This window comes from Sphingosinicella sp. (assembly GCF_052388015.1).
Classification (GTDB): Bacteria; Pseudomonadota; Alphaproteobacteria; order Sphingomonadales; family Sphingomonadaceae; genus Allosphingosinicella.
This window is the reverse complement of record NZ_JBQTIN010000138.1, coordinates 1-23,376: the sequence shown is the minus strand read 5'-3', so window position 1 is coordinate 23,376 and position 23,376 is coordinate 1. Positions and strand designations below refer to the sequence as shown.

The window sequence follows — 23,376 nt, the reverse complement described above, 5'->3', positions numbered from 1 at the left end:
CGCGATGGTCATTACCCGCCAGAGCGTCGCGGACCGCCTCGGCCTCAAGCCCGTCGCCCGCATCGTCGCCCACGCCGCGCATGCGCACGAGCCGGCCAAATTCACCACCGCCCCGGTCGCCGCGATGCAAAAGGCGCTGGAGCAGGCCGGCTGGGACGCGGCCGAGGTCGATCTCTACGAAGTCAACGAGGCCTTCGCCTGCGTCGCGATGATCGCGATGCGCGACCTCGGCATCCCGCATGAGAAGATCAACGTGCATGGGGGAGCCACGGCGCTGGGCCACCCGATCGGCGCGTCGGGCGCGCGGGTGATGGCGACGCTCCTCAGCGCCCTCGAAACCCATGGCGGCAAGAAGGGCGTCGCTAGCCTCTGCATCGGCGGCGGCGAAGCGACGGCGGTGGCGGTGGAGCTGGTCGACTGAGCGAAGCACCCGCTTGACGCCGCCCATTCTTGTAGCTACATAAATTCATGGCGATCAGCTTCGATCCCGCCAAGCGAAACCGCACTCTCGCCGAGCGCGGCCTCGATTTCGCCGACGCGGAGCAGGTGTTCGCCGGACCGCTGGTGGAGAATCCCGATGACCGCTTCGATTATGGCGAGGAGCGCTTCACCACGGTGGGCTATCTCGGCGAGCGGATGGTGATCGTGGTCTGGACTCCGCGTGGCGAGCGCCGCCACATCATCTCAATGCGGAAGGCGAACGAACGTGAACGGAAAAGATACCGAGAGCAGCTGGGTTGACCCCGACGATGCCCCCGAGCTCGACGACGAGTGGTTTGAGCGGGCCGAGCTTCGCATCGGCGACAAGGTCATCCGCCGCGGCCGCCCGCGCGGCTCGGCCAAGCGCCTCGTCTCGCTGCGCCTCGATCAAGCGGTGCTCGACCATTACCGCGCCTCGGGGCCGGGCTGGCAGACCCGGCTGAACGAGGCGCTGCGCAAGGCGGCGGGCCTGTAGGAATGATCGCGATGCGCAATCTCCCCCACGACAAGATCAACGTCCACGGCGGCGCGACGGCGCTCGGTCACCCGATCGGCGCGTCGGGCGCCCGGGTGATGGCGACGTTGCTGAGCGCGCTGGAGACGCATGGCGGCAAAAAGGGCGTCGCGAGCCTCTGCATCGGCGGCGGAGAGGCGACGGCGGTGGCGGTGGAGTTGGTGGACTGATCGGCAGCGATATCGATGCCGATCACGCAAAGATCGATCAAGCTTCTATGGTCAGCTGCAGCAGGATTGTGCGCGTTCCCTGGCTGCCGTGAACGACTGACGATGAGCGAGGCCGGCGAATTCGCGCCCTACATCTTGGGCGAGATGGCCCACATTTGCGGTGATCGACCAGGTGCTAATCGCTATGATCCGAACCAAACGCAGCAACAGCGTGATGACTACGAGAACTTGGTGCTTTTGTGCCCGACCCATCACCGTTTGATTGACCGGCGTGAGAATGAGGCGAGATATCCAGTTAAGTGGCTCCACGAAGCCAAAGCTGAGCATGAAGCATTCGTCCGTGTCAGGCTGAACGACGAGCCTGAGGTGAACAAGCGCGCAATCGCAAGCCAAATTGCACCGCTGCTCGCGGAAAACCGGCAGACGTGGCTCACGTACGGCCCGCTGTCCGAATTCGCCCGTGAGAACCCACACAATGATGCCGCCTACGCAGTTTGGCGGTCAGAACGCCTGAGCACCATCGTGCCGAACAACCGGCGCATCAGTGAGATTCTGCGGCGCCACCCCCTAGTGTTCGCGCCCGAAGGTCAGGAGGCTGTTGCCGCTTTTCAGCTTCATTCTCGAAGCTATGAACGGTGGGTGGACGACGAGATTTCCTATGATGGCGTGGCCCGGTTCCCTTCCTCGTTCGCAACGTTGGTCGAAGAGGCGCTGAATGCCGGCACATAGCGAGTATTTCCCCTGGCCAAGCTATTATGGCCACTTCGATTTTTTTGAACAGCGCATGAGATCGCACAACCGAGTGCGCAATCTAGAGAACTTAGGGGACGGCCGATACCGGCTTACCAAGACGGACGGCTCGGTGCTCGAAGTGTTCGTTTGTGAATGCTATTCGTTTGGTGCCGCTGAGTATCTTGAGACTACGTCCAACCTCGGCAGGTTGGACGCGATCATCATTTCGTCAAATTGGTGCGGCTACACGGTGGACGCGAAGGCGGAATGTCGGCGAGACCGCGTGGGACTATTCGACATTCGCGACTTCATGGCTGCGCTCAATCGCCGAGATTTTTGGACCTATCTCAGCGACTGGGATCAGGAGCGCCTGCGGAAGCGCGGATTGCTGTGAGCCCGAGCCTGAAAGTCTACGGGTTCGGCTCTTTCTTTGCCGATGGAAACCGGCCGAGCGATCTCGATTTGCTACTGCTGCATCAAACGACGGATAAGCCATCCTGCCAATTCGCGATCGAATGCAAGAACGAGATACTCAAAGCTATTCCAAACGCTGACGTCGTAATGCTCTCGCAACGAGAGGCCGAAACTCAAGAGTTCCTGGTACGATCGAAAGCAGTGGAGCTAGGCAGCCTCGATTCCGACGATCTTGGTATGCAGGTCCAGGAACTCGCGCTCCGAATTAGGACGAGGCGCCCTTCCCTCAAAAGTTGAAAGGGCTTTCCTACATTGCCACCAACATGGTTCATAATGCCAAATGGCAGAGAACCGATTCGCGTCGTTCGACGCGCCCGCCGAGGTTGCGGCCGATGAGCCCGCCTCGCTTCCCAACAACAGCGACGCACCTGTCCTGAGCGACGTCGAAGGGCTCCCCTTCGATCCCGTCCCGCTGCGCTACCGCGCCGACGGCCTGACCCCGGCGAAGCAGCGCGAATATGTCGAGGCGCTGGCCGATACCGGGCTGGCGCGCGAGGCGGCGGCGCGGGTCGGCGTGTCGGAGCAGGCGATCGCCCGGGTCCGCCGCCGCGCCGACGCCCGGAGCTTCGATCTCGCCTGCGACGCCGCGATCCGCCACGGCGCCCGGCGGCTCCGCTCGATCGCCTTCGAGCGGGCGATCGAGGGCACGATCAAGCAGCATTTCTATCATGGCGAGTTGAAGGGCGAGGAGCGGGTCTACGACAATCGCCTGCTCATCTGGCTGCTCGGCAAGGTCGATCATCTGATCGATCCGGGGCCCGCGCTCCGCGCCGCGGCGAACTGGGAGGGGCTGATGGAGGAGGTCGAGCAGGGCCCGCCGCCGGCGCCGGAGCCGAACGAGTTCAGAGGCGACGAGGTGTGGGAGGACGAGGATGGCCGTTGGACCGGCTTCCCGCCGCCCGCCGGCTTCGACGGCGAGGAGGAAGGCGAGCCCGGCGAATATGGCTACAAGCGCGCCTTGAGCCCGGCCGAGCAGGCGGTGATCGACGGCGACGAGGAGGAGGAGCGCCTCGAGCGCCTTGATCACAACCGCCAGCGCCGGGACCGTTATTTCGGCTTCGACGGCGGCGATGACGCCAAACTTTTTTCTCCCATGGAAGCTGAAACTTCCGAAACTTCCGGCCCGGCGCGCCCGTGAACAGCGCGGAGGCTATTCACGGAGTCGGGCCAGGCCGGCCGGCGGGTCGCAAAGCGAACCCGACCGAAACGAAGTTCGGCCGCAGGCCACCGCACAGCAGTGGCAAGGGTCGGGATGCCCCGCATCCCGCAGATCGCGCCGGGGGCGCGATCGACCTCGTCACGGTGCCGTGCCGGACCCTATCCCTCCGAACTTGCAACCGTGAAATGCCGCGCGATCGTGACCGGCGGCGTCTCCTCCGGCCCCTCATCCAGCGCCGCCCTATCCGCGTCCTCGTCGGCGTCGCCGGCGCAGCGCTCGATCGTCATCCGGTTGAACTCGGCGCCGGTCCGGTCGAACCAGATGTAGCGATAGGAGGAGCCGGCCGAGATCGCGGCGCGCATCACCGGCTGGCTGCAGACAGTGGCGCGCGTCGTTTCGATCAACGCTTCGCTCTCGGCTTCGGTCAGCCCGGCGGCGTCGACCTCGACATCGTTGAGGTAGGTGAGCTGCGGCCCGTCGGCGGCGACCGAGCGCAGGATCGTGATCTCGTCGATGCGGAGCGGCAGCTGGCCGCTCAACAGCCGCGCCGATTCCCGCGCGAGGCAGCTCAGCATCGCGCTCCGCGCGGCCGGGGAGAGAGCGTCCATCGGCCCGGCCCGCTGGGCCGGTGGGATGCAGCCTTCGACGATATTACGCATGTCCTCGTTCGGCGCATCGGCCTGGGCCGCGGCCACACCGCTCGTCCCCGCCAGGATGATGACGACCGCCAGCTTTATGCCCCGCATGCCCCTTCTCCCCCAACGGCGAATAAGCCACAGAATTGTCAGGAAGAAAAGTGTGTTGAAGTTTATCCTGAGCGGCGCCGAAGGGTTTCGGTTCCGATGCTTGATTGGTCGACGCTACGGGCGGGCTTCGCCCCTCGCCGCCTGGCAAAGCCGGTCGATACGCCGGTGAAACATGCGCGCTCCGGATAACCAATTTTCAACCTCGGTGGCGCAGGCTTCGATGAGTCTTCGGCACGGAAGAAGCCATGGGAAACACAGCACATTCATTCGCCGCGGCGGCCGACGCCCCCGCCTGCCTGCCGCCGGAGCGCGCCGCGGCGCTGCTGGCGGACCTCCGGCTGGCGCACCAGGATCTGCTGGGGGCGCTCGGGGGCCTGGAGGCGCTGACGTCGCATCCCGAGCCCGACGCCGGCCGCTATCCCGGCGCGCGCTGGCGGCTAAGCCTCGCCAGCCGCAAGCGCCGGCAGCTGACCTCTGCCGCCTGCGCGGAGCTGCTGCCCGTCGCGCCCCCGGTCGAGGCCGAGGCGATCGAGCGGCTGCGGCGCGACGAGGCGTCCCGGCTCCGCGAGACCGCCGCCCATATCCACGCCTGGCCGACCGCCAATGTTTCGGCCGACTGGGCGGGCTATTGCGCCGCGTCCCTCCTGGTGCGCCGATCGATGAGGGCGCGGATCGCGGCGGAGCAGGCGGCACTCTATCCGCTGCTGGAGCATTTCGCGCGCGGCGGCGTTTAGCCGAGCTTCTCCATCACCGCGTCGGGCACCTCGTAATTGCCCCACACGCTCTGGACGTCGTCATCCTCCTCGAGCGCGTCGATCAGCTTCAGCAGCGTCCCCGCATCCTCCTCGCCGACCTCGATGCTGTTCTGCGGCCGCCAGGCGAGCTTCACGCCCTCCGGCTCGCCAAGCGCGGCTTCCAGTGCCTTCGCCACCTCGTGCAGCCCGTCGACCGCGGTCCAGATGTCGTGCCCCTCCTCGGCGCTCTCGACATCCTCCGCCCCCGCCTCCAGCGCCGCCTCGAACACCGTGTCGGCATCGCCGGCGCTGGCCGGATAGGAGATCAGCCCCATCCGGTCGAAGCCGTGACTGACCGAGCCGCCGGCGCCGAGATTACCGCCATTCTTGGAGAAAGCGGTGCGGACGTTGGTCGCGGTGCGGTTGCGGTTGTCGGTCAGCGCCTCGGCGATGATCGCCACCCCGCCCGGCCCGAAGCCCTCGTAGCGGACTTCCTCATAGGTCTCCGCGTCGCCGCCGATCGCCTTGTCGATCGAGCGCTGGATATTGTCCTTGGGCATGGATTGCGCGCGCGCCGCCAGCACCGCCGCCCGAAGGCGCGGGTTCGCGTCGGGATCGGGCAGGCCCATCTTCGCCGCGACCGTGATCTCGCGGCTCAATTTGGAGAACATCGCCGAGCGCTTCTTGTCCTGCGCGCCCTTGCGATACATGATGTTCTTGAACTTGCTGTGGCCGGCCATGGCTTATTCCCGATTTCGTCATTGCGAGGAGCGCAGCGACGAAGCAATCCAGTTAGGGCGGCGGATCACGAGGCTGGATTGCTTCGCTCCGCTCGCAATGACGAGCTGTTACGCCAGCCCCAATGCGGCGCGATAGGTCTCCAGCAGCGCGTCCATTTCCTGGCGCTGATGGGTCTCCATCTTCCTCAGGCGGACGATCGCGCGCATCGTCTTGGTGTCGTAGCCGCGCGCCTTCGCCTCTGCGTAAACATCGCGGACATCGTCGGCGATGCCCTTCTTCTCTTCCTCGAGCCGTTCGATCCGCTCGACCAGCAGCCGCAATTCGTCGGCCGCGACGCTTCCTTCCGCCACCACATGCTCCACAAATGGGTTGAGGCGGTGGCTCTAGGGTTCCCTCAAGCCGGTTGCAACCGGGCGGTCAGCGGTTATGGCGCTCGCCATGGCCAAAGCCTCCCTGCCCGCCGTTTTCGCCGCGCCGCGCGACCGCAAGGTCCGCATCCTCGCGACATTGGGGCCCGCCAGCGATTCGCCGGAGATGATCCGGGCCTTGGCCGAGGCGGGCGCGGACGCCTTCCGGATCAACATGAGCCACGGCGCCCATGCCGATCATGCCCGGCGGATCGAGACGGTGCGCGCGCTCGAAGCCGTGCTCGGCCGCCCGTCGACGATCGTCGCCGATCTTCAAGGGCCGAAGCTCCGGGTGGGCCGCTTCAAGCATGGCAAGGCCGTGATCGAGGCCGGCCAGCTTTTCGTCTTCGACCGCGACGAGAAGCTGGGCGATGCCACCCGCGTCACCATGCCGCACCCGGAGATTTTCGCCGCGGTAACGCCCGGCACGCGTCTCCTGGTCGACGACGGGAAACTGGTCTTCCGGGTTTTGGACGTGGAGCCGAAGCGGATCACTGCCGAAGCCGCGAATGGTGGCACGATCTCGGACAACAAGGGCCTCAACGTCCCCGACGCGGTGCTGCCGCTCGCCGCCCTGACCGACAAGGACCGGGCGGACCTCGCCTTCGCGCTCGACCAGGGGGTCGAGTGGATCGCCTTGTCCTTCGTCCAGCGGCCGGAGGATGTCGCCGAGGCGAAGCGGCTGATCGGCGGCAAGGCGGGCGTGCTCGCCAAGATCGAGAAGCCGGCGGCGATCGACCGGCTCGCCGACATATTGGAGCTCGCCGACGCCGTGATGGTCGCGCGCGGCGACCTTGGCGTCGAGCTGCCGCCCCAGGCCGTGCCGCCGCTGCAGAAGCGTATCGTCGAGGCCGCCCGTCGCCTCGGCAAGCCGGTCGTCGTCGCCACGCAGATGCTCGAATCGATGATCGCCAGCCCTTCGCCGACCCGGGCCGAGGTCTCCGACGTCGCGACCGCGGTCTATGACGGCGCCGACGCGATCATGCTCTCGGCCGAGAGCGCCGCCGGCCAGTATCCGCGCGAGGCGGTCGAGATGATGGACCGGATCGCGATCGAGGCGGAAAGCGACCCGACCTATCATGCCCGCGTCCACTTCACCGAGACGCTGCCGGACGCGACCACCAACGATGCGATCGCCAAGGCCTCGGCCGACATGGTTCGCACCGTCGGGGGCGCGGCGATCGTCTGCTTCACCAGCTCGGGATCGACCGCCCGCCGGGTGGCGCGCGAGCGGCCGGCCGTGCCTTTGCTCGTTCTGACCCCAAGCCTGCGCACCGCCCGCGCGCTCGGCCTGCTCTGGGGCGCGCATGCGGTGCGCACCCGCGACGTGCACAGCTTCGAGGAGATGCTCGGCAAGGCGAAGCGGATGACCTTGCGGCACCGCGTCGCGGCGGCCGGCGATCGGGTGATCGTGACCGCGGGCGTCCCCTTCGGCATCCCCGGCTCGACCAACGTCGTCCACGTTGCCCGCCTCGTCGGCGACGAGCTCAACCGGTCCTAGAGCAGCCCTTCCGCGACCAGCCGCGCGCGCAGATCCTCGGCGGTGGTGAACAGATGCGCCTTCATCCCCACCGCCTCGGCGCCCTCGACATTGATCGCCCGGTCGTCGATCAGCAGCGCCTGATCGGGCCGCAGGCCGAACCGGTCGAGCGCGAGATAGTAGATCGCCGCGTCGGGCTTCAGCAGCTTCACCTCGCCCGACACGACGATGTCGCGGAAGCGGTCGAAGAACGCCTTCTCCCGCGCATGGAAGGGCGGCCAGAAATCGGCCGAGAAATTGGTGATCGCGAAGAGCGGCACGCCGCGCCCGTCCAGCTCCGCCACGATCTCGTGCGTGCCCGGCACCGGCCCGCTGATCGTCTCGCCGAAGCGCTCGCTCCACGCCGCGATCAAAGCCGCATATTGCGGGAATTTCTCGTTCAGCTCCGCCGCCGCCTCGGCATAAGGCCGCCCGCCGTCGAGCGTCTCGTGCCAGGCGTAGAGATCTGTGTCCTCGATGAACCTCAGGCGCGCATCGTCATCGGCGATCTGGCGAACCAGAAACGCCTCGGGATCCCAGCCGTAGAGGACGTTGCCGACGTCGAAGACGACGGCGGTCGCGGTCACGCGGGCTTAGCCCTGGCGCGCCTTGAAGCGGCGGTTGGTCTTGTTGATGACGTAGGTGCGGCCCCTGCGGCGGATCACGCGGCAGTCGCGATGGCGCGACTTCAGGGACTTGAGCGAATTGCGGATCTTCATGGCGGGAGGCCCGTCTCAAAAGCTGATTCTGTCGGAAAAGGAGGCGCCGCCCTAGAGGGTAGGCCCCGCCAAGTCAAGCGCGTGGCCGGTCGAAGCGCGGCGTAAAACCGGCTTGCGCGAGGTGGCTCTGGAGGTCACCTAATGAGAAGATTCTTCTACGGGAAGCCCTATGGACCGCACCGACCGCAAGATTCTCGCCATCCTGCAGGACGACGCCTCGCTCCCCGTCGCCGAGGTCGCGGCACGGGTGAACCTGTCGCAGACGCCCTGCTGGCGTCGCATCCAGCGGCTGGAGCAAAGCGGCGTGATTGCGCGGCGGGTGGCCTTGGTCGATCCGGAGGCAGTCGGCCTCGGCCTCTCCGTCTTCGTCGAGATCGAGGCGACCGATCACAGCCCCGAATGGCTGGCGCGTTTCGCCCAGATGGTCGCCGAACTGCCGGAAGTGATGGAGGTCTATCGGATGGCCGGCGACGTCGATTATCTGCTGCGCGTCGCGGTCGGATCGATGGCCGACTATGACGATTTCTACCGCCGGCTGATCGCCGCCATCCCCTGCAAGAACGTCACCTCCCGCTTCGCGATGGAGCGGGTGAAGTTCACCACCGCTTATCCCATCCCGCCCGAGCCCACCAAAAAATCGCCCCCGGCGCGAGGAGCCGGGGGCGAGGGTACCGCTTCAACCCAGGGAGACTTCGGCGGCGAAAGAGAGCGCTAGAGCCGGTTGCCGGCCGTGTTGGTCGTTGCGGCGTTGGTGCTGGCGTTGCCCGACGAAGCATTGAGCAACACGTCATTGCCGAGCAGATCGTTGCCCAAATCGTCCACATAGATGTCGTTCGAGGTGGCGACGTTGTTGCCGGCCTTCGTCCCACCACCGCAGGCGGCCAAAGTCGTCAATGCGACTCCGGCTGCCATGAGTCCCAATTTCCGCATCGGCTCGACCCCCAATTTCGTGGAAAAGACCCTGCGGAAATGACGCGCTCGCCCACTTCGCGCAACGACGACGCGAGGCGATGGCCAAGTTTGCACGATGGCACTACCGCGATGCCGGACCCCGATACGAATGTTGCGCCGCAGCGCCCGGCGATAGGTGAAAATTCTCCGGCGACTCAGCCGCGCTCGGCGAGCCTGCGCTCCCAGGCGAGCGCATCGGCGACGATCGTGTCGAGATCGGCGCGCGCCGGCCGCCACGGCAGGGTAGCGAGGATGAGATTGTTGTCCGCGACGAGCGCGGGCGGATCGCCGGCTCGGCGCGGCGCCAGCCGGCGCTCGATCCGCATGTTGGTCACCCGGTCGACGCTGTCGAGCACTTCGAGCACCGAGAAGCCGCGGCCATAGCCGCAGTTCATCACATGGCTCTCATCCGGCCGGGCGACGAGCAAGGCCAGCGCCTCGACATGGGCGGCGGCAAGGTCGCCGACATGGATGTAATCGCGGACGCCGGTGCCGTCCGGCGTGGCGAAATCGGTGCCGAATATATCGACGCCGGCGCGCTTGCCCGTCGCCGCCTCGACCGCGACCTTGATCAGGTGGGTCGCGCCTTTGGTTGATTGACCGGTCCTCCCTTGCGGATCGGCGCCGGCGACGTTGAAATAGCGCAGCGCGCAATAGTTGACCGGATAAGCGAAGGCGGCATCGGCGAGCATCCGCTCGGTCATCAGCTTCGACCAGCCATAAGGGTTGATCGGCACCGTCGGCATGTCCTCCCGAACCGGCACGGTTTCGGGAACACCGTAAGTCGCCGCGGTGGACGAGAAGATGAAGTGCCGGACGCCGCCCTCGACCGCGCTCTCGATCAGCGCGCGGCTCTTCACCGTATTGTTCTCATAATATTTGAGCGGCTGCTCGACCGACTCGGGGACGATGATCGAGCCGGCGAAATGCATGATCGCACCGATGTCATGCTCGGCGATCAGCCGGCCGACCAGCGCCTGATCGCCAATGTCGCCCTCGACGAGGGTGGCCCGCGCGTCGACTGCCCAGCGAAAGCCGGTGCTGAGATTGTCGATCACCACCACCGGCCAGCCCGCGTCGAGCAAAGCCAGCACCGCATGGCTGCCGATATAGCCCGCGCCGCCGGTCACCAGCACCGTCGGCCGATCATTTCCGCTCAATTCCATCTCTCCAATGCAGCGAAATGGCGCTAGAGTTCGTTGCGCCCCTATAACCCTTCGCCCGCGCGGCACGAGGTGGATGATGAAAAAAAGCACGAACCTGCTGATCGCCCTCGTCGCGGCCTCGTCGCTGACCGGCTGCGCGATGGAAATGGGCGGCGGCGCGGCCTCCGGCGTCTCGGTCACCCGCTTCCATCTCGGCCAGCCGGTCGCGCGCGGCGAGATCCGGGTGGAAGGCGGCGAAGCGGTCGACATGGGCGCGCCGGAGCTGGTCGTGCTCGCGGTGCCGGTCGAGCGCGAGCTGACCCGCCTGGGCTGGACGGTGTCGCGCGGCAACGCCCGCTCCGAGCAGGTCGCCATCATCCGCCTGAGTCAGGGCCGTCGGGCCGCCTCCAGCGGATCGGGGCTCAGCATCGGCATCGGCGGCGGCACCGGCGGCTATCGCAGCGGCGTCGGCGTCGGGGTCGGCGCGACGATCCCGGTCGGCGGCTCCGGCCCGATCGTGATGAGCGAGCTTTCAGTCCGCATCCAGCGCCGCTCCGACGGCTCGGTGGCCTGGGAAGGCAGGGCGATCACCGAGGCGCGCGAGACCAGCCCGCTCGCCAGCCCGCAGGCCGCCGCCGATCGGCTCGCGGCGGCGCTTTTTCGGGACTTTCCCGGCGAGTCCGGTCGCACTATCAGGGTCCGCTAATTTCCTCCTGTAAGCTTCAAGGACCCCATGACCTTATCCATTTCCAGCGCCTTCGACGGCGGCAATATCCGCGTGGTGTCCATCGACGGCGCGCGCATCGACCTTGAGATCGTCAAGGACAAGAATTCCGATTTCTACCAATGGTTCTCCTTCCGCCTGACTGGCGGCGAGGGGCAGAAGCTGGAGCTGCGCATCCTCAATTGCGCCGGCTCCGCTTATCCGCATGGCTGGGAGAATTACCGCGCCTGCATGTCGCTCGACCGCGAGGAATGGGAGCGGGTCGACACCTCCTATGAAGGCGGCGTGCTGACGATAAGCGTCACGCCGCCGTCGGACAGCGTCTGGTTCGCTTATTTCGCGCCCTACACGATGGAGCGGCACCACGAGCTGATCGCCGCCTTCGCTTCCTATCCCGGCATCGCCTATCGCTCGCTGGGCCAGACGCTGGACGGGCAGGAGCTCGACTATCTGGAACTGGGCGGCGGCCCCTTGCAGGTCTGGCTCTACGCCCGCCAGCATCCCGGCGAGACGATGGCCGAATGGTGGATGGAAGGCGCGATCGAGCGGCTGCTCGACGAATCCGATCCGGTGATCCGCCGGCTGCGCGAGGCGGCGACCTTCCACATCGTCCCGAACATGAACCCGGACGGGTCGCGGCGCGGTCACCTCCGGACCAACGCCGCCGGCGTGAACCTCAACCGCGAATGGCACGCACCGACGCCCGAGAAGAGCCCGGAGGTCTTCCTGGTCCGCGCCGAGATGGACAAGACCGGCGTCGATTTCGCGATGGACATCCACGGCGACGAGGCGATCGCGGCCAATTTCCTCGCTGGCTTCGAGGGCATCCCCTCTCACCGGGCCGAGCAGCAGGCGGTGTTCGACGCGTTCAGCAAGGCCCTGGTCCGCGTGACGCCGGACTTCCAGACGGCCAAGGGCTATGAAGTTCCGCCGCCGGGCAAGGCGAATCTCTCCATGTCTACCGCCCAGCTCGCCGAGCGGTTCGCCGCCGTCTCGATGACGCTCGAAATGCCGTTCAAGGACAATGAGGACCTGCCCGATCCTCTCCACGGCTGGTCGCCGGAGCGCTGCCGGCTGCTCGCCCGCGCCTGTCTCGACGCGCTGCACGCCGTCCTGCCGGACCTGCGCGCCTATCGCGGCAAATGACCAGGCTCGTCCTGATCCGCCACGGCCAGTCGGCCTGGAATTTGGAGAACCGCTTCACCGGCTGGTGGGACGTCGGCCTGACCCCCAAGGGCGAGGAGGAGGCGAAGCTGGCCGGCGAGCTGCTCGCGGCGAAGGGCTATGACTTCGACCTCTGCTTCACCTCGGTCCAGACCCGGGCGATCAAGACGCTCCACATCGCGCTGGAGGCGATGGGGCGGCTGTGGCTGCCGGTCGAGAAGCACTGGCGATTGAACGAGCGTCACTATGGCGGGCTCACCGGGCTCGACAAGGACGAGATGCGCGCCCGGCACGGGCCCGAGCAGGTCCATGTCTGGCGCCGCTCCTTTGACATCTCGCCGCCGGCGATGGCGCCGGGCGGAGAATTCGATCTCGCCAACGACCGCCGCTATGCCGGCGTCGCGATCCCGAACCATGAGAGCCTGAAAGACACGATCGCGCGCGTCTTGCCTTATTGGGAGGAGCGGATCGCGCCGGCGCTGCGCAAGGGCGAGCGGGTGTTGATCTCGGCGCACGGCAATTCATTGCGCGCGCTGGTCAAGCATCTGTCCGCCATTCCGGACGATGAGATCACCGGCCTGGAAATCCCGACCGGCGAGCCGATCGTCTATGAGCTGGATGACGCGCTGAACGCGGTCGATCGTTATTATCTGAAGGACCGCTGATCTAGTCGTCATGCCAGTGAAAGCTGGCATCCATGCGGAGTCAGAATGGACCCCAGCCTTCGCTGGGGTGACGGCCGGTGGGAGCCGTCAGAACTGCTTGACGCGCTCGCGGTTGCGCGCCGACCGGCGGAGCACCTCCTCGACCGTGTCGCCAGGCATGATCGAGGCGGCGCTGATCGTCACTCCGATCCGGATTTCGGCATGGCCGAGATCGAGCGGGTGGGCGGCGACATAGCCGGCGATGCGCTCCGCGGTGTCGAGCGCGCTGTCGGCGTCGAGATGGTCGAGCAGCAGCGAAAAGGCGCCGTCGCCCGCCCGCGCCGCAGTGTCGCTGGAGCGGATCAGATTCTTCAGCAGCCGCGCGACATGGCGCAGCGCCGCGTCGCCCGCGACCCGGCCATGGCCGTCGTTGATCGCCTTGAGACCGTCGATATCCACCGACAGCAAGGCGGCCGGCGTGCCGTGGCGCGCCGCCTGGCTCAGCACCCGCTCCAGCTCGATCCGGAACTGGCGCGCGTCGACCAGGGTGGTGAGCGGGTCGCGGCCGGCATTGGCCTCCGCCTCGCCTAGTTGCGCGCGCGCCTCAACCAGCGCCGCGCGGAGCAGCGCATTTTCGTCCTTGAGGCGCGCGACGGTCTCGCGGGCGGCGGGATCGACCTCGTCGGTCTTGCGGATACCCATAAGATGGCACTTAGCGCGACGAGGTTAACCCATCGCTTACGTCCACGCCGATTGCGGGCGAAAGCGCGGCGGGCTAGGAGGTGGCGCTTCGCGGGGCGGAGCAGCAGCATGGCGGACGAAGCGCCTCTTGTCGGCATCATCATGGGCAGCCGGTCCGATTGGGCGACGATGCGACATACCGCCGAGATGCTGGACGCGCTCGGCATCCGCTATGAGACCAGGGTCGTCTCCGCGCACCGCACACCCAAGCGGCTCTACGACTACGCGGCGAAAGCGGCCGGTCGCGGCCTCGAGGTGATCGTCGCCGGCGCCGGCGGCGCGGCGCATCTGCCGGGCATGGCGGCGGCGATGACCCGTTTGCCGGTGCTCGGCGTACCGGTGGAATCCAAGACGCTCGGCGGCCTCGACAGCCTGCTCTCGATCGCGCAGATGCCGGCCGGCGTGCCGGTCGGGACGCTGGCGATCGGCAAGGCCGGCGCCGCCAATGCCGGCCTGCTCGCCGCCGCGATCCTCGCTACGCACGATCCGGCGCTCGCCGGGCGGCTCGAGGCCTGGCGCGCGGCGCAGACGGCGTCGGTCGGCGACGCGCCGGAATGAGGCTCGCGCCCGGCGCCTCGATCGGCATCGTCGGTGGCGGCCAGCTTGGCCGGATGCTGAGCATAGCGGCGGCGCGGCTGGGCTACAAAAGCCATGTCTACGCGCCCGACGCTACACCGCCGGCGGCCGAAGTGGCGGCCGGTTTCACCCGCGGCGACTATGGCGACGCCGAAGCGCTGCGCCGGTTCGGCGCGGAGGTCGATGTCGCGACCTACGAGTTCGAGAATATCCCGGTCGGGGCGCTCGCCGCGCTCGCCGAGGCGGCCCCGCTTCATCCGCCGCTGCGCGCGCTCGAAGTGGCGCAGGATCGCCTGATCGAGAAGCAATTCGTCCGCGATCAGGGTGGCGCGCCCACGCCCTTCCTGGCGGTGACGAGCCGCGGCGACCTCGACCAGGCATTGGCCGAGATCGGCGCGCCGGCGATCCTGAAGACGCGGCGCCTCGGCTATGACGGCAAGGGGCAGGCGCGGATCGAGCGCGCCGGCGACGCGGCTGCCGCCTGGAAGGCGTTGAAGGGCGCGCCCGCGATCCTTGAGGCGATGGTCGAATTCGACGCCGAATTCTCGATCCTGCTCTGCCGCGGCGCCGACGGCGAGATCGTCACCTGGGATGCGCCGCGCAACATCCATGCGAACGGCATCCTCGACCGTTCGATCGCGCCGGCCGGCGAGGCGCTCGACGCGGCGATCCGCGCCGGCGAAACGCTCGCCCGCCGCATCGCCGGCGCGCTCGACCATGTCGGCATGCTGGCGATCGAGTTTTTTGGCGTGAGCGACCAGGCTCTGTTCAACGAGCTGGCGCCGCGCGTCCACAATAGCGGCCACTGGACGATCGAGGGGGCAGTGACCTCGCAGTTCGAGAATCATGTCCGCGCGATCTGCGGCCTGCCCCTCGGCGACACCGCCCGCACCGCGCCGCGGGTGGAGATGAAGAATCTGATCGGCGCCGACGTCGACCAATGGCTCGACCTGATGCGCGAGCCGGATGCCTTCCTCCACCTCTACGGCAAGAAGAACGCCCGGCCCGGTCGCAAGATGGGCCATGTGACGCGGCTGATCGGCGCGGCGCGCGAGCGCGCCTGATCGGAACCGCTTATCGGGCCGGACGAGCCGGCGCCTGCGGCGCGCCCTGCAGCGTCATCTCCTCGATCGGCAGGCCGAGCGCCTCCAGCTGCGGCCGGATCACGGCGGCGTCGCCAACCACCACCCAGACGAAATTGTCCGGATTGATCAGCCGCCGCGCCGCCTGGTCCATCGTCTGGGCGGTCATCGCGCGGTAGCGGCCGGCCACCGTCTCCCAATAATTGTCGGGACGGCGGTAGAGCGCGTTCTGGCGCAACGCAGTGAGGATTGCGGCCGAGGTCTCGAACTGCCCCGGAAGCTGGCCGGTATTGCCGGCGATCACCCGGGTCAGCTCGTTCGGCTGGACGCCCTGCGCGCCGAGGAAGGCGCGGACCATCTCCATCGTCGCGGTGATCGACGGACCGGTCTGGTTGGTCTGCACCGGCGCCGTGATAATGTAAGGCACCTGATGCTCGACGAGCGTTGGAGCCCCCCGCGCGCCGTAGGACCAGCCGCGCCGCTCGCGCAGCTCCATGTTGATCCGGGCGAGGAAGTTGCTGCCCAGCACCTCGTTGGCGGCGGTGAAATCGAGCAGGTCCTGGGTGCCCTCGACGCCCAGAATCTGGGCCCCCAGGATCACACTCTGCGGCGATTGCGGCCGGTTGATCAGCACGATGCGCGGCCGGGCCGCGGGGATGGGCACGTTGAAGTTCTTCGTGCCGCGCGGCACCGCGGGCGGCGTCCAGTTGCCGAACCGGGTTTCGAGCTGCGCGACGAACTGGGCGAGCGGCAGATCGCCGACCGCGAAGATCGTCGCATTGTCCGGCCGGAGCCAGGTTTGGTGGAACCGAATCAGGTCCTCGCGGGTCAGGGCGCGCACCACGGCCGGATCGCCGGTGCCGGTGCCCGGCTTCCCATAAGGATGGTTCGGACCGAAGATGACGACCGGCAAGGCGCGCAGGCCCATCGCCTGCGGCTGGGTCATTTCCGCCGCGATCAGGGCGAGCCGCTGCTGGCGGATGCGCTCGATCTCGGCCGGCGCGAAGGCCGGGTTGCGGATCATGTCGGCGAGCAGATCGAGCGACGCGCCGAGCGCCGGCGTCATCGCCGTCATCGTCACCGCGGTCCGGTCGAGGTTGGCATTGGTCTGGATCGTCGCGCCCAGCCGCTCCTGCGCCTCGGCGATCTGGGTGGAGTTGAGACTCGTCGTCCCTTCGTCCAGCATGTTCAGCACCATCCCCTGGGTGCCGAGCCGGTCGGCGGGGTCGGCGGCGATGCCGGCGTCGAACTCGACCGCGATCCGGGTCACCGGGACGGCGGTGCGCCGCGCATAGACGACCTGGACACCGTTCGAGAGCCGCGCCCGCTCGACATCGGGGAAATCGAGCGCCGGCGCCGGGCCGACCTCGGGCATCGGGCGCTGGAACGGCAGCGGCGCAAGCGGCTGCTCACCTTCTTCCGGCTGCCGATAGTAACGCGGCCGCTGGCTGGCCGCGACGATCGGCGATGCGCCGCCGGGGCTGCGGGTCCCGGGCGCTTCCTCGTAGCGCTCGCGCTCGCCCGGGTCGACGCGGATCGCGAGCACCGGCCGGTTGAGCCAGCGCTGCATCGCCGCGCGCACCTGCGCCGGGGTCAGCCGCGCCAGCCGCGCCAGCCGCTCGCGATAGAAATTCGCGTTGTTGGTGTAGAGCAGGCCCTCGGCCAGCGCGACCGCCTTGCCGCCGAAGCCGCCGACCTGCTCCAGCCCCTGCACCCGCTGCGACAGGATGCGCATCACCGCCCGGCGGACCTCATCCTCGGTCGGGCCGGTGCGGACAAAATCGGCGATGATCGCGTCGAGCCGCCGCGACACCGCATCGGCGTCCTGGCCGGGTCGCACGTCGACATTGACCTCGAACATGCTGACCCGGTGAAAGACCTGGTTGCCCGCGGTGACGCGGACCGCCGTCTGCTCGCCGCGCACCAGCTGGTTGTCGAGCCGCGAGCTCGAGAGGCCGCCCAGGACCGACGCCGCGACCTCGAGCGCCTCCGTATCGGCGCCGCCGATGCCGGGCGTCACCCAGTTGCGGTGGAGCCGGGTGTTGGCCACCCGATCGTGCATCAGCCGGTCGACCCGGGCCGGCAGGGTCGGCACCGCCGCCTCGGCCGGCCGGTTCACCGGGCCGCGGGCGATCGGGCCGAAATAGCGCTCGACCAAAGGCCGCGCCTCGCGCGCGTTGATGTCGCCGGCGAGGACGAGGATCGCATTGTTCGGCCCGTAATTCTCGCGGAACCAGGCCCGCGCCGTATCGAGCGTCGCGGCCGAGAGATCCGCCATCGAGCCGATCGTCGAGTGGCGATAGGGATGGCCTTCGGGGAACAGGCCCTCGAGCTGGGCATATTCGACCATGCCATAGGGCTCGTTGTCGCCCTGGCGCTTCTCGTTCTGGACGACGCCGATCTGGTTGGTCAGATTCTCCTGGGTCAGCGCGCCTAGCAGGTGGCCCATGCGGTCGCTTTCGAGGAACAGCGCGCGCTCCAGCGCCGGCCGCGGCACGGTCTGGAAATAATTGGTGCGGTCGAACCAGGTGGTGCCGTTGAGGTCGGTCGCGCCGATCGCCCGCGTATGCTCGAAATATTCGCCCGGCGCGTTCTCCGAGCCGTTGAACATGATGTGCTCGAACAGATGGGCGAAGCCGGTGCGCCCGGCCGGCTCGTCCTTCGAGCCGACATTGTACCAGACGCTGACCGCGACGACCGGCGCCTTGCGGTCCTCGTGGACGATGACCCGGAGCCCGTTCGGCAGGGTGAAGGTCTCGTGCGGGATGTTCACCCGGGCGAGCAATTGCTGAATCGCGTCATTGCTCGCGGCCGGCCGGGCGGTCTGGGCCGCGGCCGGCAGCGGCGCGGCGACGATCCCCAAAGCGAGCGCGGCGAAGGCGAAAAGCTTGCGCATGTGAGTCCCCATATGATGCAGGCCGCGGACCCTAAACCAGTGTGCCGCCGATGCAATACGCTTGACGCTATCTCCTTAGGAAAAGAGCGCCGCTCCACCCTCCATTGCGCCTCGCCACGCGGGCACTACATCGAGGCAGACCGAACAGGGCTTCGACCAAGATGAACCTCGAGAAATTCACCGATCGGGCGCGCGGCTTCCTGCAATCGGCGCAGACCGTGGCGGCGCGGATGAACCACCAAAGGATCGCGCCGGCGCATGTGCTGAAGGCGCTGCTGGAGGACGAGCAGGGCATGGCCGCGGGCCTGATCGCCAAGGCCGGCGGCAGCGCCGAGGCGGCGCGGCGCGAGACCGACGAATTGCTGGCGAAGATCCCGGTCGTCTCCGGCGCCGGCGCGACCGCCGCGCCGGCGCTCGACGGCGAGACGATCCGCATCCTCGACCAGGCCGAGCAGATCGCCCAGAAGGCGGGCGATTCCTATGTCACGGTCGAGCGGCTGCTGCTCGCCTTGCTGATCGCCAAGAGCGACGCGCAGAAGGCGCTGTCCGATGCCGGCCTCAAGGCCGACACGCTGAATGGGGCGATCAACGAACTGCGCGGCGGCCGCACCGCCGACACGGCCGGGGCCGAGGACCGCTACGACGCCCTGAAGAAATTCGCCCGCGACCTCACCCAGGCGGCGCGCGACGGCAAGCTCGATCCGGTGATCGGCCGCGACGAGGAAATCCGCCGCACCGTCCAGATACTGGCCCGCCGGACCAAGAACAATCCGGTGCTGATCGGTGATCCCGGCGTCGGCAAGACTGCGATCGCCGAGGGGCTGGCGCTCAGGATCGCCAATGGCGACGTCCCCGACAGCCTCAAGGATCGTCGGCTGATGTCGCTCGATCTGGGCAGCCTGATCGCCGGCGCGAAGTATCGCGGCGAGTTCGAGGAGCGGCTGAAGGGCGTGCTCGACGAGGTGAAGGGCGCCGACGGGGAGGTCATCCTCTTCATCGACGAGATGCACACGCTGATCGGGGCCGGCAAGGGCGAGGGCTCGATGGACGCCTCGAACCTGCTCAAGCCCGCTCTGGCCCGCGGCGAATTGCACTGCATCGGCGCGACGACGCTCGACGAGTATCGCAAGCACGTGGAGAAGGACCCGGCGCTGCAGCGGCGCTTCCAGCCGGTCTTCATCGGCGAGCCGAGTGTCGAGGACACGATCTCGATCCTGCGCGGGCTCAAGGAGAAATACGAGCTGCACCATGGCGTCAGGATCACCGACAGCGCCCTCGTCGCCGCCGCCACGCTCTCCAACCGCTACATCACCGACCGCTTCCTGCCGGACAAGGCGATCGACCTGATGGACGAGGCGGCGTCGCGCATCCGGATGGAAGTGGAGTCTAAGCCGGAGGAGATCGAGACGCTCGACCGGCGCATCATCCAGCTCAAGATCGAGCGCGAGGCGCTGAAGAAGGAAAAGGACCAGGCGTCGAGGGACCGCCTCGCCGCGCTGGAGGGCGAGCTGGCGGGCCTGGAGGAGCAATCGGGCGCGCTTACCCAGCGCTGGCAGGCCGAAAAGGACAAGATCGCCGGCGAGGCGAAAATCAAGGAGCAGCTCGACGCCGCCCGTCTCGAGCTCGAGCAGGCGCAACGCTCCGGCGATCTCGCCAAGGCCGGAGAGCTCCAATATGGCCGCATCCCGGCGCTTGAAAAGCAGCTTGCCGAGGCCGCCGGCGCCGGTGGCAGCGCAATGCTGCGCGAGGAGGTGACCGCCGAGGACATCGCATCGGTGGTCGCGCGCTGGACCGGCATTCCGATGGAACGGATGCTGGAGGGCGAGCGCGCCAAGCTGCTGGCGATGGAGACCGAGCTCGGCAAGCGCGTCATCGGCCAGGCGGACGCTGTCGCCGCGGTGAGCCGCGCCATCCGCCGCGCCCGCGCCGGCCTGCAGGACCCGAACCGGCCGATGGGCTCGTTCCTGTTCTTGGGCCCGACCGGCGTCGGCAAGACCGAGCTCACCCGCGCGCTCGCCGAATTCCTGTTCGACGATCCGCACGCGATGGTCCGGATCGATATGAGCGAGTTTATGGAAAAACACTCGGTCGCCCGGCTGATCGGCGCGCCGCCCGGCTATGTCGGCTATGAGGAAGGCGGCGTGCTGACCGAGGCGGTGCGGCGGCGACCCTATCAGGTGGTCCTGTTCGACGAGGTCGAGAAAGCGCATGGCGACGTCTTCAACATCCTGCTCCAGGTGCTCGACGACGGCCGGCTGACCGACGGCCAGGGCCGCGTCGCCGATTTCACCAACACGATCATCATCCTGACCTCGAACCTTGGTAGCCAGTTCCTGACCGGCCTCGCCGACGGCCAGTCGGTCGCCGATGTCGAGCCGCAGGTGATGGAGATCGTGCGCGGCCATTTCCGGCCCGAGTTCCTGAACCGGCTCGACGAGATCATTCTCTTCCACCGGCTGGCGGCGGAACATATGGGGCCGATCGTCGACATCCAGGTCGCCCGCGTCCAGGCGTTGCTCAGGGACCGCAAGATCGTGCTGGAATTGAGCGACGCGGCCCGCGCCTGGCTCGGCCGGGTCGGCTACGACCCGGTCTACGGCGCCCGGCCGCTCAAGCGCGCGGTGCAGAAATATCTCCAGGACCCGCTCGCCGACGCGATCCTCAAGGGCGACATTCGCGATGGCCAGACGGTCCAGGTCGAGGAAGGCGAAGGCGCGCTGGCATTGTCGCCGGCCTAGCGCGCGGCATCAGTCGCCGATCGCGCTCGCCGCCGGATCGAGGCCGCTCGCGTCGGTCGCCGCGAAGAAGGCGGTGAGCAGGCGGCGCTCCGCCGCGCTGAGGTGCGGGTTCCAGGTGTCGAAGATCAGGATCGCGCGCAGCTGGTCGCTGTCGTTCCAGGCCTCGTGCTCGATCGTGTCGTCGAACGCCCAGGCCTCGCCGGCCCGCCATTCGCGGGTCTCGCCGCCGACGCGGAAGCGACAGCCGGGCGGGACGATCAGCGGCAGATGGATGATCGCGCGCGCGTTGCTGACCCCCTCATGGGCGGGCAGGTGCGTGCGCGGCTTGAGGACCGAGAAGAAGGCGGTCGGCATGCGCCGCGGTACGTGCGCGAGCGGCATCGCCGCGATCGCCGCCGCGGTTTCGGGGCAGCGAGCGCAGGACGTGTCGATTCGCTCGCCATGCCGCCACAGATGGAGCGCGCTCCAGTCGAGCGAATGATCGAGCGCCGTCCATTTGTTGAGCGGAGCGCCCGCCTCCATCTCGACATATGGCGAGAAGTCGCTCAGGCCCTCGGCCCGAAGCGCTTCGAACTCGTCACGAATGGCGCCGGTCATCACTTCCAGCTGATCGAGCCAGGGAAAGTGGCTGCGATCGAAGAATTCGTCCGCCGGCAGGAACGGGAAATGCAGCCCTTCGGGCTGGCTGTGATAAATCCGCCGCCGGCCCAGCATCGTGTCGACGCAGGCGTCGAAGCGGCGGCGCTCGGACGGTGGTACGCCGCCGCGGGCGGCTTCCAGACCGCTGTCGATCGCCTCGCCGAACGCCTTGCCCTGCGTCGCGGCATAATCGCGCGCATGATCGAGCAGTTGCTCCAGCGCCAGCGGCCGATCCGGCAGCGCCTGGGCGAGGGCAAGCACGCCGGACCAGCGAAAGCTCGCCTTGCCGGCCTCGCCGAGCCGTTCGTGCAGCTCGGCCATCCGGATATTGGCGGTAAGGTGGCGCTGATCCATTTCGAGCACGCGATTGAGCGCGGCGCGCTCGCCCTCGTCGTCGCCGGCCCCTCGGTGCGCCGTGGCGAGGTTGATCCAAAGCGACGGCGCCTGCGGATCGGCGGCGGCGGCCTGCGCGAAGAGATCGGCGGCCTCGGCGAAGGCGCCGCGGCCGAGCGCCGCCATCCCCTCGGCATTGAGCGCCATCGCGCTTGCCGTGTCGGCGAGGGCTGTGTCAGAATTCATGGCGACCCGAGGAGGCGTTGGACGCAAGCGACTGCGCGATCACGTCCCGCGTCAGTTGCCGCCGGGTCGGGTGGTCAGCCCGTCGATCACGCGCTGGGCGCCCGATTGCTGCGATTCGGCGATCCGGTCCCATTCGGCGCGGGTGTAGCACTGGCGGCGAGTTGCCGCGAGCGAGCCGGTCTCCGGCATCCGGCGACAGATCAGCCGGTTGGGATCATTCGGGTTGCCGGCACCCGGGCCGCGACCGCCCGATTGAGCCATCGCCGGTCCGGAGACGACCGCGGCCAGCATAACGAAGGTGAGCTGAAGGTTTCGCATATCGTTCATTCTCTCGAGCGATTGTGGGTCCTTGTCGAAGTTGCATATCACCTCCCCCGCGCCAGAAAAAGCGTCGCGGCGTCCCCGGTTGAACCGGCGCGGCGGGGCGGGCACAAGGCGGCATGATCAGCGCAAACCCGCGGGCGCAGCGTATCGCCGGCGATCCAGACTGGCTGCCGCACCGATACGACGCCGTCGGGGACGCGATCCAGTTCGTCCGCGCGCCGCGCGAGATGCACCGGGCGGCAACCTTCCTGACCGACGAATATCTGTCCGGCGCGACGACTCCAGAGGTGGTCTCGCGGTCCGAGGCGATGGCCGAGGCGCCGCCCGCGGCGCCGGTCCATTTCATCTTTCATTCCGCTTATTGCTGCTCGACCTTGCTCGCGCGCGCGTTCGATATCGAGGGTGTCGCTATGGGGCTGAAGGAGCCCCAGATCCTCAACGATCTGCATGGCTGGCGGGGGCGGGGCGGCGCTCCGGCGCGGATCGCCGAGGTCCTGGACGGGTCGCTCACCTTGCTCGCGCGGCCGTTCGCGCCAGGCGAGGCGGTGGTGATCAAGCCGTCCAACCTGGTCAACGCCTTCGCCCCGGCCATGCTCGCCATGCGCCCGGCGGCGCGGGCGCTGCTGCTCTACGCGCCGCTGCGCCTCTATCTGGGATCGATTGCCAAGAAGGGGATGTGGGGCCGACTCTGGGTACGCGAGCTGTTCGTCAAGATGGCGCGGGACGGGATGCTCGATTACGGCTTTTCACCGGTGGAAATTCTGGGACAGACCGACCT

At 67.7% G+C, this 23,376-nt stretch carries 25 protein-coding genes and 3 pseudogenes; 17 read left to right on the top strand and 11 right to left on the bottom strand.

The genetic code is table 11. From position 1 onward, the window contains the following. The 7 genes and pseudogenes from ACT4N3_RS11770 to ACT4N3_RS11740 form a co-directional block, all read left to right on the top strand. Positions 1–421: pseudogene (locus ACT4N3_RS11770) on the top strand (acetyl-CoA C-acetyltransferase); the annotation flags it as partial. A gap of 47 nt (positions 422–468) precedes the next feature. Continuing rightward, entirely contained in the window at positions 469–741 is a 273-nt protein-coding gene (locus ACT4N3_RS11765; protein ID WP_444855413.1) for a BrnT family toxin, read from the top strand. After that, the gene (locus ACT4N3_RS11760; RefSeq protein ID WP_444855412.1) at positions 707–955 is read left to right on the top strand and encodes a BrnA antitoxin family protein; all 249 of its coding nucleotides are present in this window, start codon (positions 707–709) and stop codon (positions 953–955) included. The genes ACT4N3_RS11765 and ACT4N3_RS11760 overlap by 35 nt, the downstream gene beginning before the upstream one ends. Then, a pseudogene (locus tag ACT4N3_RS11755) lies at positions 952–1,164 on the top strand (acetyl-CoA C-acetyltransferase); the annotation flags it as partial. The gene ACT4N3_RS11760 and the pseudogene ACT4N3_RS11755, both read left to right, overlap by 4 nt. A 102-nt stretch (positions 1,165–1,266) precedes the next feature. After that, complete coding sequence (locus ACT4N3_RS11750; protein ID WP_444855411.1) at positions 1,267–1,893, top strand: HNH endonuclease; 627 nt, start codon at positions 1,267–1,269, stop codon at positions 1,891–1,893. Next, on the top strand, positions 1,880–2,290 hold the full coding sequence (locus ACT4N3_RS11745; protein ID WP_444855410.1) for a hypothetical protein: 411 nt from the start codon (positions 1,880–1,882) through the stop codon (positions 2,288–2,290). The genes ACT4N3_RS11750 and ACT4N3_RS11745 overlap by 14 nt, the downstream gene beginning before the upstream one ends. Positions 2,291–2,650: 360 nt before the next feature. Next, entirely contained in the window at positions 2,651–3,508 is an 858-nt protein-coding gene (locus tag ACT4N3_RS11740; protein WP_444855409.1) for a hypothetical protein, read from the top strand. Between the two features lie 179 nt (positions 3,509–3,687). Here the strand turns inward: ACT4N3_RS11740 and gspS2 are convergent, their stop codons facing one another. Next, positions 3,688–4,275: a type II secretion system pilot lipoprotein GspS-beta gene (gspS2, locus tag ACT4N3_RS11735; protein ID WP_444855408.1), complete on the bottom strand. Its 588-nt coding sequence runs from the start codon at positions 4,273–4,275 to the stop codon at positions 3,688–3,690. A 245-nt stretch (positions 4,276–4,520) separates the two neighbouring features. Between gspS2 and ACT4N3_RS11730 the strand changes: the two genes are divergently transcribed. Next, on the top strand, positions 4,521–5,009 hold the full coding sequence (locus tag ACT4N3_RS11730; RefSeq protein ID WP_444855407.1) for a hypothetical protein: 489 nt from the start codon (positions 4,521–4,523) through the stop codon (positions 5,007–5,009). Here ACT4N3_RS11730 and ACT4N3_RS11725 read toward each other — a convergent pair. Beyond that, positions 5,006–5,749 (bottom strand): YebC/PmpR family DNA-binding transcriptional regulator, encoded by a 744-nt coding sequence (locus ACT4N3_RS11725; RefSeq protein WP_444855406.1) that lies wholly within the window; start codon positions 5,747–5,749, stop codon positions 5,006–5,008. The genes ACT4N3_RS11730 and ACT4N3_RS11725 overlap by 4 nt on opposite strands. Before the next feature lie 108 nt (positions 5,750–5,857). Continuing rightward, positions 5,858–6,100 carry a DUF2312 domain-containing protein gene (locus ACT4N3_RS11720; RefSeq protein ID WP_444855405.1) on the bottom strand — a complete coding sequence of 81 codons (243 nt, stop codon included), beginning with the start codon at positions 6,098–6,100 and terminating at the stop codon, positions 5,858–5,860. A gap of 88 nt (positions 6,101–6,188) precedes the next feature. Between ACT4N3_RS11720 and pyk the strand changes: the two genes are divergently transcribed. Further along, the gene (gene pyk, locus ACT4N3_RS11715; protein ID WP_444855404.1) at positions 6,189–7,658 is read left to right on the top strand and encodes a pyruvate kinase; all 1,470 of its coding nucleotides are present in this window, start codon (positions 6,189–6,191) and stop codon (positions 7,656–7,658) included. On the opposite strand, the gene ACT4N3_RS11710 is transcribed toward pyk, so the two are convergent. Both ACT4N3_RS11710 and ykgO read right to left on the bottom strand, forming a co-directional pair. After that, positions 7,655–8,263: an HAD family hydrolase gene (locus tag ACT4N3_RS11710; protein ID WP_444855403.1), complete on the bottom strand. Its 609-nt coding sequence runs from the start codon at positions 8,261–8,263 to the stop codon at positions 7,655–7,657. The genes pyk and ACT4N3_RS11710 overlap by 4 nt on opposite strands. A gap of 6 nt (positions 8,264–8,269) precedes the next feature. Further along, entirely contained in the window at positions 8,270–8,395 is a 126-nt protein-coding gene (gene ykgO, locus ACT4N3_RS11705; RefSeq protein WP_006833921.1) for a type B 50S ribosomal protein L36, read from the bottom strand. Positions 8,396–8,564: 169 nt separating this feature from the next. Between ykgO and ACT4N3_RS11700 the strand changes: the two genes are divergently transcribed. Next, complete coding sequence (locus ACT4N3_RS11700; protein WP_444855402.1) at positions 8,565–9,110, top strand: Lrp/AsnC family transcriptional regulator; 546 nt, start codon at positions 8,565–8,567, stop codon at positions 9,108–9,110. Here ACT4N3_RS11700 and ACT4N3_RS11695 read toward each other — a convergent pair. Together ACT4N3_RS11695 and galE are read right to left on the bottom strand one after the other, a co-directional pair. Then, complete coding sequence (locus ACT4N3_RS11695; RefSeq protein WP_444855401.1) at positions 9,107–9,307, bottom strand: hypothetical protein; 201 nt, start codon at positions 9,305–9,307, stop codon at positions 9,107–9,109. The genes ACT4N3_RS11700 and ACT4N3_RS11695 overlap by 4 nt on opposite strands. Positions 9,308–9,501: 194 nt before the next feature. Beyond that, complete coding sequence (gene galE, locus ACT4N3_RS11690) at positions 9,502–10,506, bottom strand: UDP-glucose 4-epimerase GalE (protein ID WP_444855400.1); 1,005 nt, start codon at positions 10,504–10,506, stop codon at positions 9,502–9,504. Between the two features lie 82 nt (positions 10,507–10,588). On the opposite strand from galE, the gene ACT4N3_RS11685 reads away from it, so the two are divergent. The 3 genes from ACT4N3_RS11685 to gpmA are packed head-to-tail and all read left to right on the top strand — an operon-like array spanning position 10,589 to position 13,044. Then, entirely contained in the window at positions 10,589–11,197 is a 609-nt protein-coding gene (locus ACT4N3_RS11685) for a DUF4136 domain-containing protein (RefSeq protein ID WP_444855399.1), read from the top strand. Positions 11,198–11,224: 27 nt separating this feature from the next. Then, complete coding sequence (locus ACT4N3_RS11680) at positions 11,225–12,361, top strand: M14 family metallopeptidase (protein ID WP_444855398.1); 1,137 nt, start codon at positions 11,225–11,227, stop codon at positions 12,359–12,361. Beyond that, positions 12,358–13,044, top strand: coding sequence for a 2,3-diphosphoglycerate-dependent phosphoglycerate mutase (gpmA, locus tag ACT4N3_RS11675; protein ID WP_444855397.1), 687 nt, complete (start codon positions 12,358–12,360; stop codon positions 13,042–13,044). The genes ACT4N3_RS11680 and gpmA overlap by 4 nt, the downstream gene beginning before the upstream one ends. 87 nt (positions 13,045–13,131) lie before the next feature. Here the strand turns inward: gpmA and ACT4N3_RS11670 are convergent, their stop codons facing one another. After that, positions 13,132–13,725: a GGDEF domain-containing protein gene (locus ACT4N3_RS11670; RefSeq protein ID WP_444855396.1), complete on the bottom strand. Its 594-nt coding sequence runs from the start codon at positions 13,723–13,725 to the stop codon at positions 13,132–13,134. A gap of 108 nt (positions 13,726–13,833) precedes the next feature. On the opposite strand from ACT4N3_RS11670, the gene purE reads away from it, so the two are divergent. Then, positions 13,834–14,322: a 5-(carboxyamino)imidazole ribonucleotide mutase gene (purE, locus tag ACT4N3_RS11665; RefSeq protein ID WP_444855395.1), complete on the top strand. Its 489-nt coding sequence runs from the start codon at positions 13,834–13,836 to the stop codon at positions 14,320–14,322. Beyond that, positions 14,319–15,404: a 5-(carboxyamino)imidazole ribonucleotide synthase gene (locus ACT4N3_RS11660; RefSeq protein ID WP_444855394.1), complete on the top strand. Its 1,086-nt coding sequence runs from the start codon at positions 14,319–14,321 to the stop codon at positions 15,402–15,404. Before purE ends, ACT4N3_RS11660 begins: the two co-directional genes overlap by 4 nt. A gap of 10 nt (positions 15,405–15,414) precedes the next feature. Here ACT4N3_RS11660 and ACT4N3_RS11655 read toward each other — a convergent pair whose 3' ends face one another. Next, a complete protein-coding gene (locus ACT4N3_RS11655) occupies positions 15,415–18,318 on the bottom strand; it encodes a M16 family metallopeptidase (protein ID WP_444855393.1) in 2,904 nt (967 codons plus the stop codon). 161 nt (positions 18,319–18,479) lie between these two features. On the opposite strand from ACT4N3_RS11655, the gene clpB reads away from it, so the two are divergent. Then, positions 18,480–21,056, top strand: coding sequence for an ATP-dependent chaperone ClpB (gene clpB, locus ACT4N3_RS11650; RefSeq protein ID WP_444855392.1), 2,577 nt, complete (start codon positions 18,480–18,482; stop codon positions 21,054–21,056). 9 nt (positions 21,057–21,065) lie between these two features. On the opposite strand, the gene ACT4N3_RS11645 is transcribed toward clpB, so the two are convergent. Continuing rightward, positions 21,066–22,274 (bottom strand): aspartyl/asparaginyl beta-hydroxylase domain-containing protein, encoded by a 1,209-nt coding sequence (locus ACT4N3_RS11645; RefSeq protein WP_444855391.1) that lies wholly within the window; start codon positions 22,272–22,274, stop codon positions 21,066–21,068. Positions 22,275–22,325: 51 nt separating this feature from the next. Further along, complete coding sequence (locus tag ACT4N3_RS11640; protein WP_444855390.1) at positions 22,326–22,601, bottom strand: hypothetical protein; 276 nt, start codon at positions 22,599–22,601, stop codon at positions 22,326–22,328. A gap of 113 nt (positions 22,602–22,714) precedes the next feature. Here ACT4N3_RS11640 and ACT4N3_RS11635 point away from each other — a divergent pair. Continuing rightward, positions 22,715–23,376 (top strand): annotated as a pseudogene (locus ACT4N3_RS11635) (hypothetical protein); the annotation flags it as partial.

Bases quoted from the DNA above. Each gene is read 5' to 3' on its own strand.
- purE (WP_444855395.1), top strand. From the start codon at position 13,834: ATGGCGGACGAAGCGCCTCTTGTCGGCATCATCATGGGCAGCCGGTCC.
- ACT4N3_RS11695 (WP_444855401.1), bottom strand. From the start codon at position 9,307: ATGGCAGCCGGAGTCGCATTGACGACTTTGGCCGCCTGCGGTGGTGGG.
- ACT4N3_RS11670 (WP_444855396.1), bottom strand. From the start codon at position 13,725: ATGGGTATCCGCAAGACCGACGAGGTCGATCCCGCCGCCCGCGAGACC.
- gpmA (WP_444855397.1), top strand. From the start codon at position 12,358: ATGACCAGGCTCGTCCTGATCCGCCACGGCCAGTCGGCCTGGAATTTG.
- clpB (WP_444855392.1), top strand. From the start codon at position 18,480: ATGAACCTCGAGAAATTCACCGATCGGGCGCGCGGCTTCCTGCAATCG.
- ACT4N3_RS11645 (WP_444855391.1), bottom strand. From the start codon at position 22,274: ATGAATTCTGACACAGCCCTCGCCGACACGGCAAGCGCGATGGCGCTC.
- gspS2 (WP_444855408.1), bottom strand. From the start codon at position 4,275: ATGCGGGGCATAAAGCTGGCGGTCGTCATCATCCTGGCGGGGACGAGC.
- ACT4N3_RS11745 (WP_444855410.1), top strand. From the start codon at position 1,880: ATGCCGGCACATAGCGAGTATTTCCCCTGGCCAAGCTATTATGGCCAC.
- ACT4N3_RS11750 (WP_444855411.1), top strand. From the start codon at position 1,267: ATGAGCGAGGCCGGCGAATTCGCGCCCTACATCTTGGGCGAGATGGCC.
- ACT4N3_RS11730 (WP_444855407.1), top strand. From the start codon at position 4,521: ATGGGAAACACAGCACATTCATTCGCCGCGGCGGCCGACGCCCCCGCC.
- pyk (WP_444855404.1), top strand. From the start codon at position 6,189: ATGGCCAAAGCCTCCCTGCCCGCCGTTTTCGCCGCGCCGCGCGACCGC.
- ACT4N3_RS11725 (WP_444855406.1), bottom strand. From the start codon at position 5,749: ATGGCCGGCCACAGCAAGTTCAAGAACATCATGTATCGCAAGGGCGCG.
- ACT4N3_RS11660 (WP_444855394.1), top strand. From the start codon at position 14,319: ATGAGGCTCGCGCCCGGCGCCTCGATCGGCATCGTCGGTGGCGGCCAG.
- ACT4N3_RS11740 (WP_444855409.1), top strand. From the start codon at position 2,651: ATGGCAGAGAACCGATTCGCGTCGTTCGACGCGCCCGCCGAGGTTGCG.
- ACT4N3_RS11655 (WP_444855393.1), bottom strand. From the start codon at position 18,318: ATGCGCAAGCTTTTCGCCTTCGCCGCGCTCGCTTTGGGGATCGTCGCC.
- ykgO (WP_006833921.1), bottom strand. From the start codon at position 8,395: ATGAAGATCCGCAATTCGCTCAAGTCCCTGAAGTCGCGCCATCGCGAC.
- ACT4N3_RS11700 (WP_444855402.1), top strand. From the start codon at position 8,565: ATGGACCGCACCGACCGCAAGATTCTCGCCATCCTGCAGGACGACGCC.
- ACT4N3_RS11680 (WP_444855398.1), top strand. From the start codon at position 11,225: ATGACCTTATCCATTTCCAGCGCCTTCGACGGCGGCAATATCCGCGTG.
- ACT4N3_RS11685 (WP_444855399.1), top strand. From the start codon at position 10,589: ATGAAAAAAAGCACGAACCTGCTGATCGCCCTCGTCGCGGCCTCGTCG.
- ACT4N3_RS11640 (WP_444855390.1), bottom strand. From the start codon at position 22,601: ATGAACGATATGCGAAACCTTCAGCTCACCTTCGTTATGCTGGCCGCG.
- ACT4N3_RS11765 (WP_444855413.1), top strand. From the start codon at position 469: ATGGCGATCAGCTTCGATCCCGCCAAGCGAAACCGCACTCTCGCCGAG.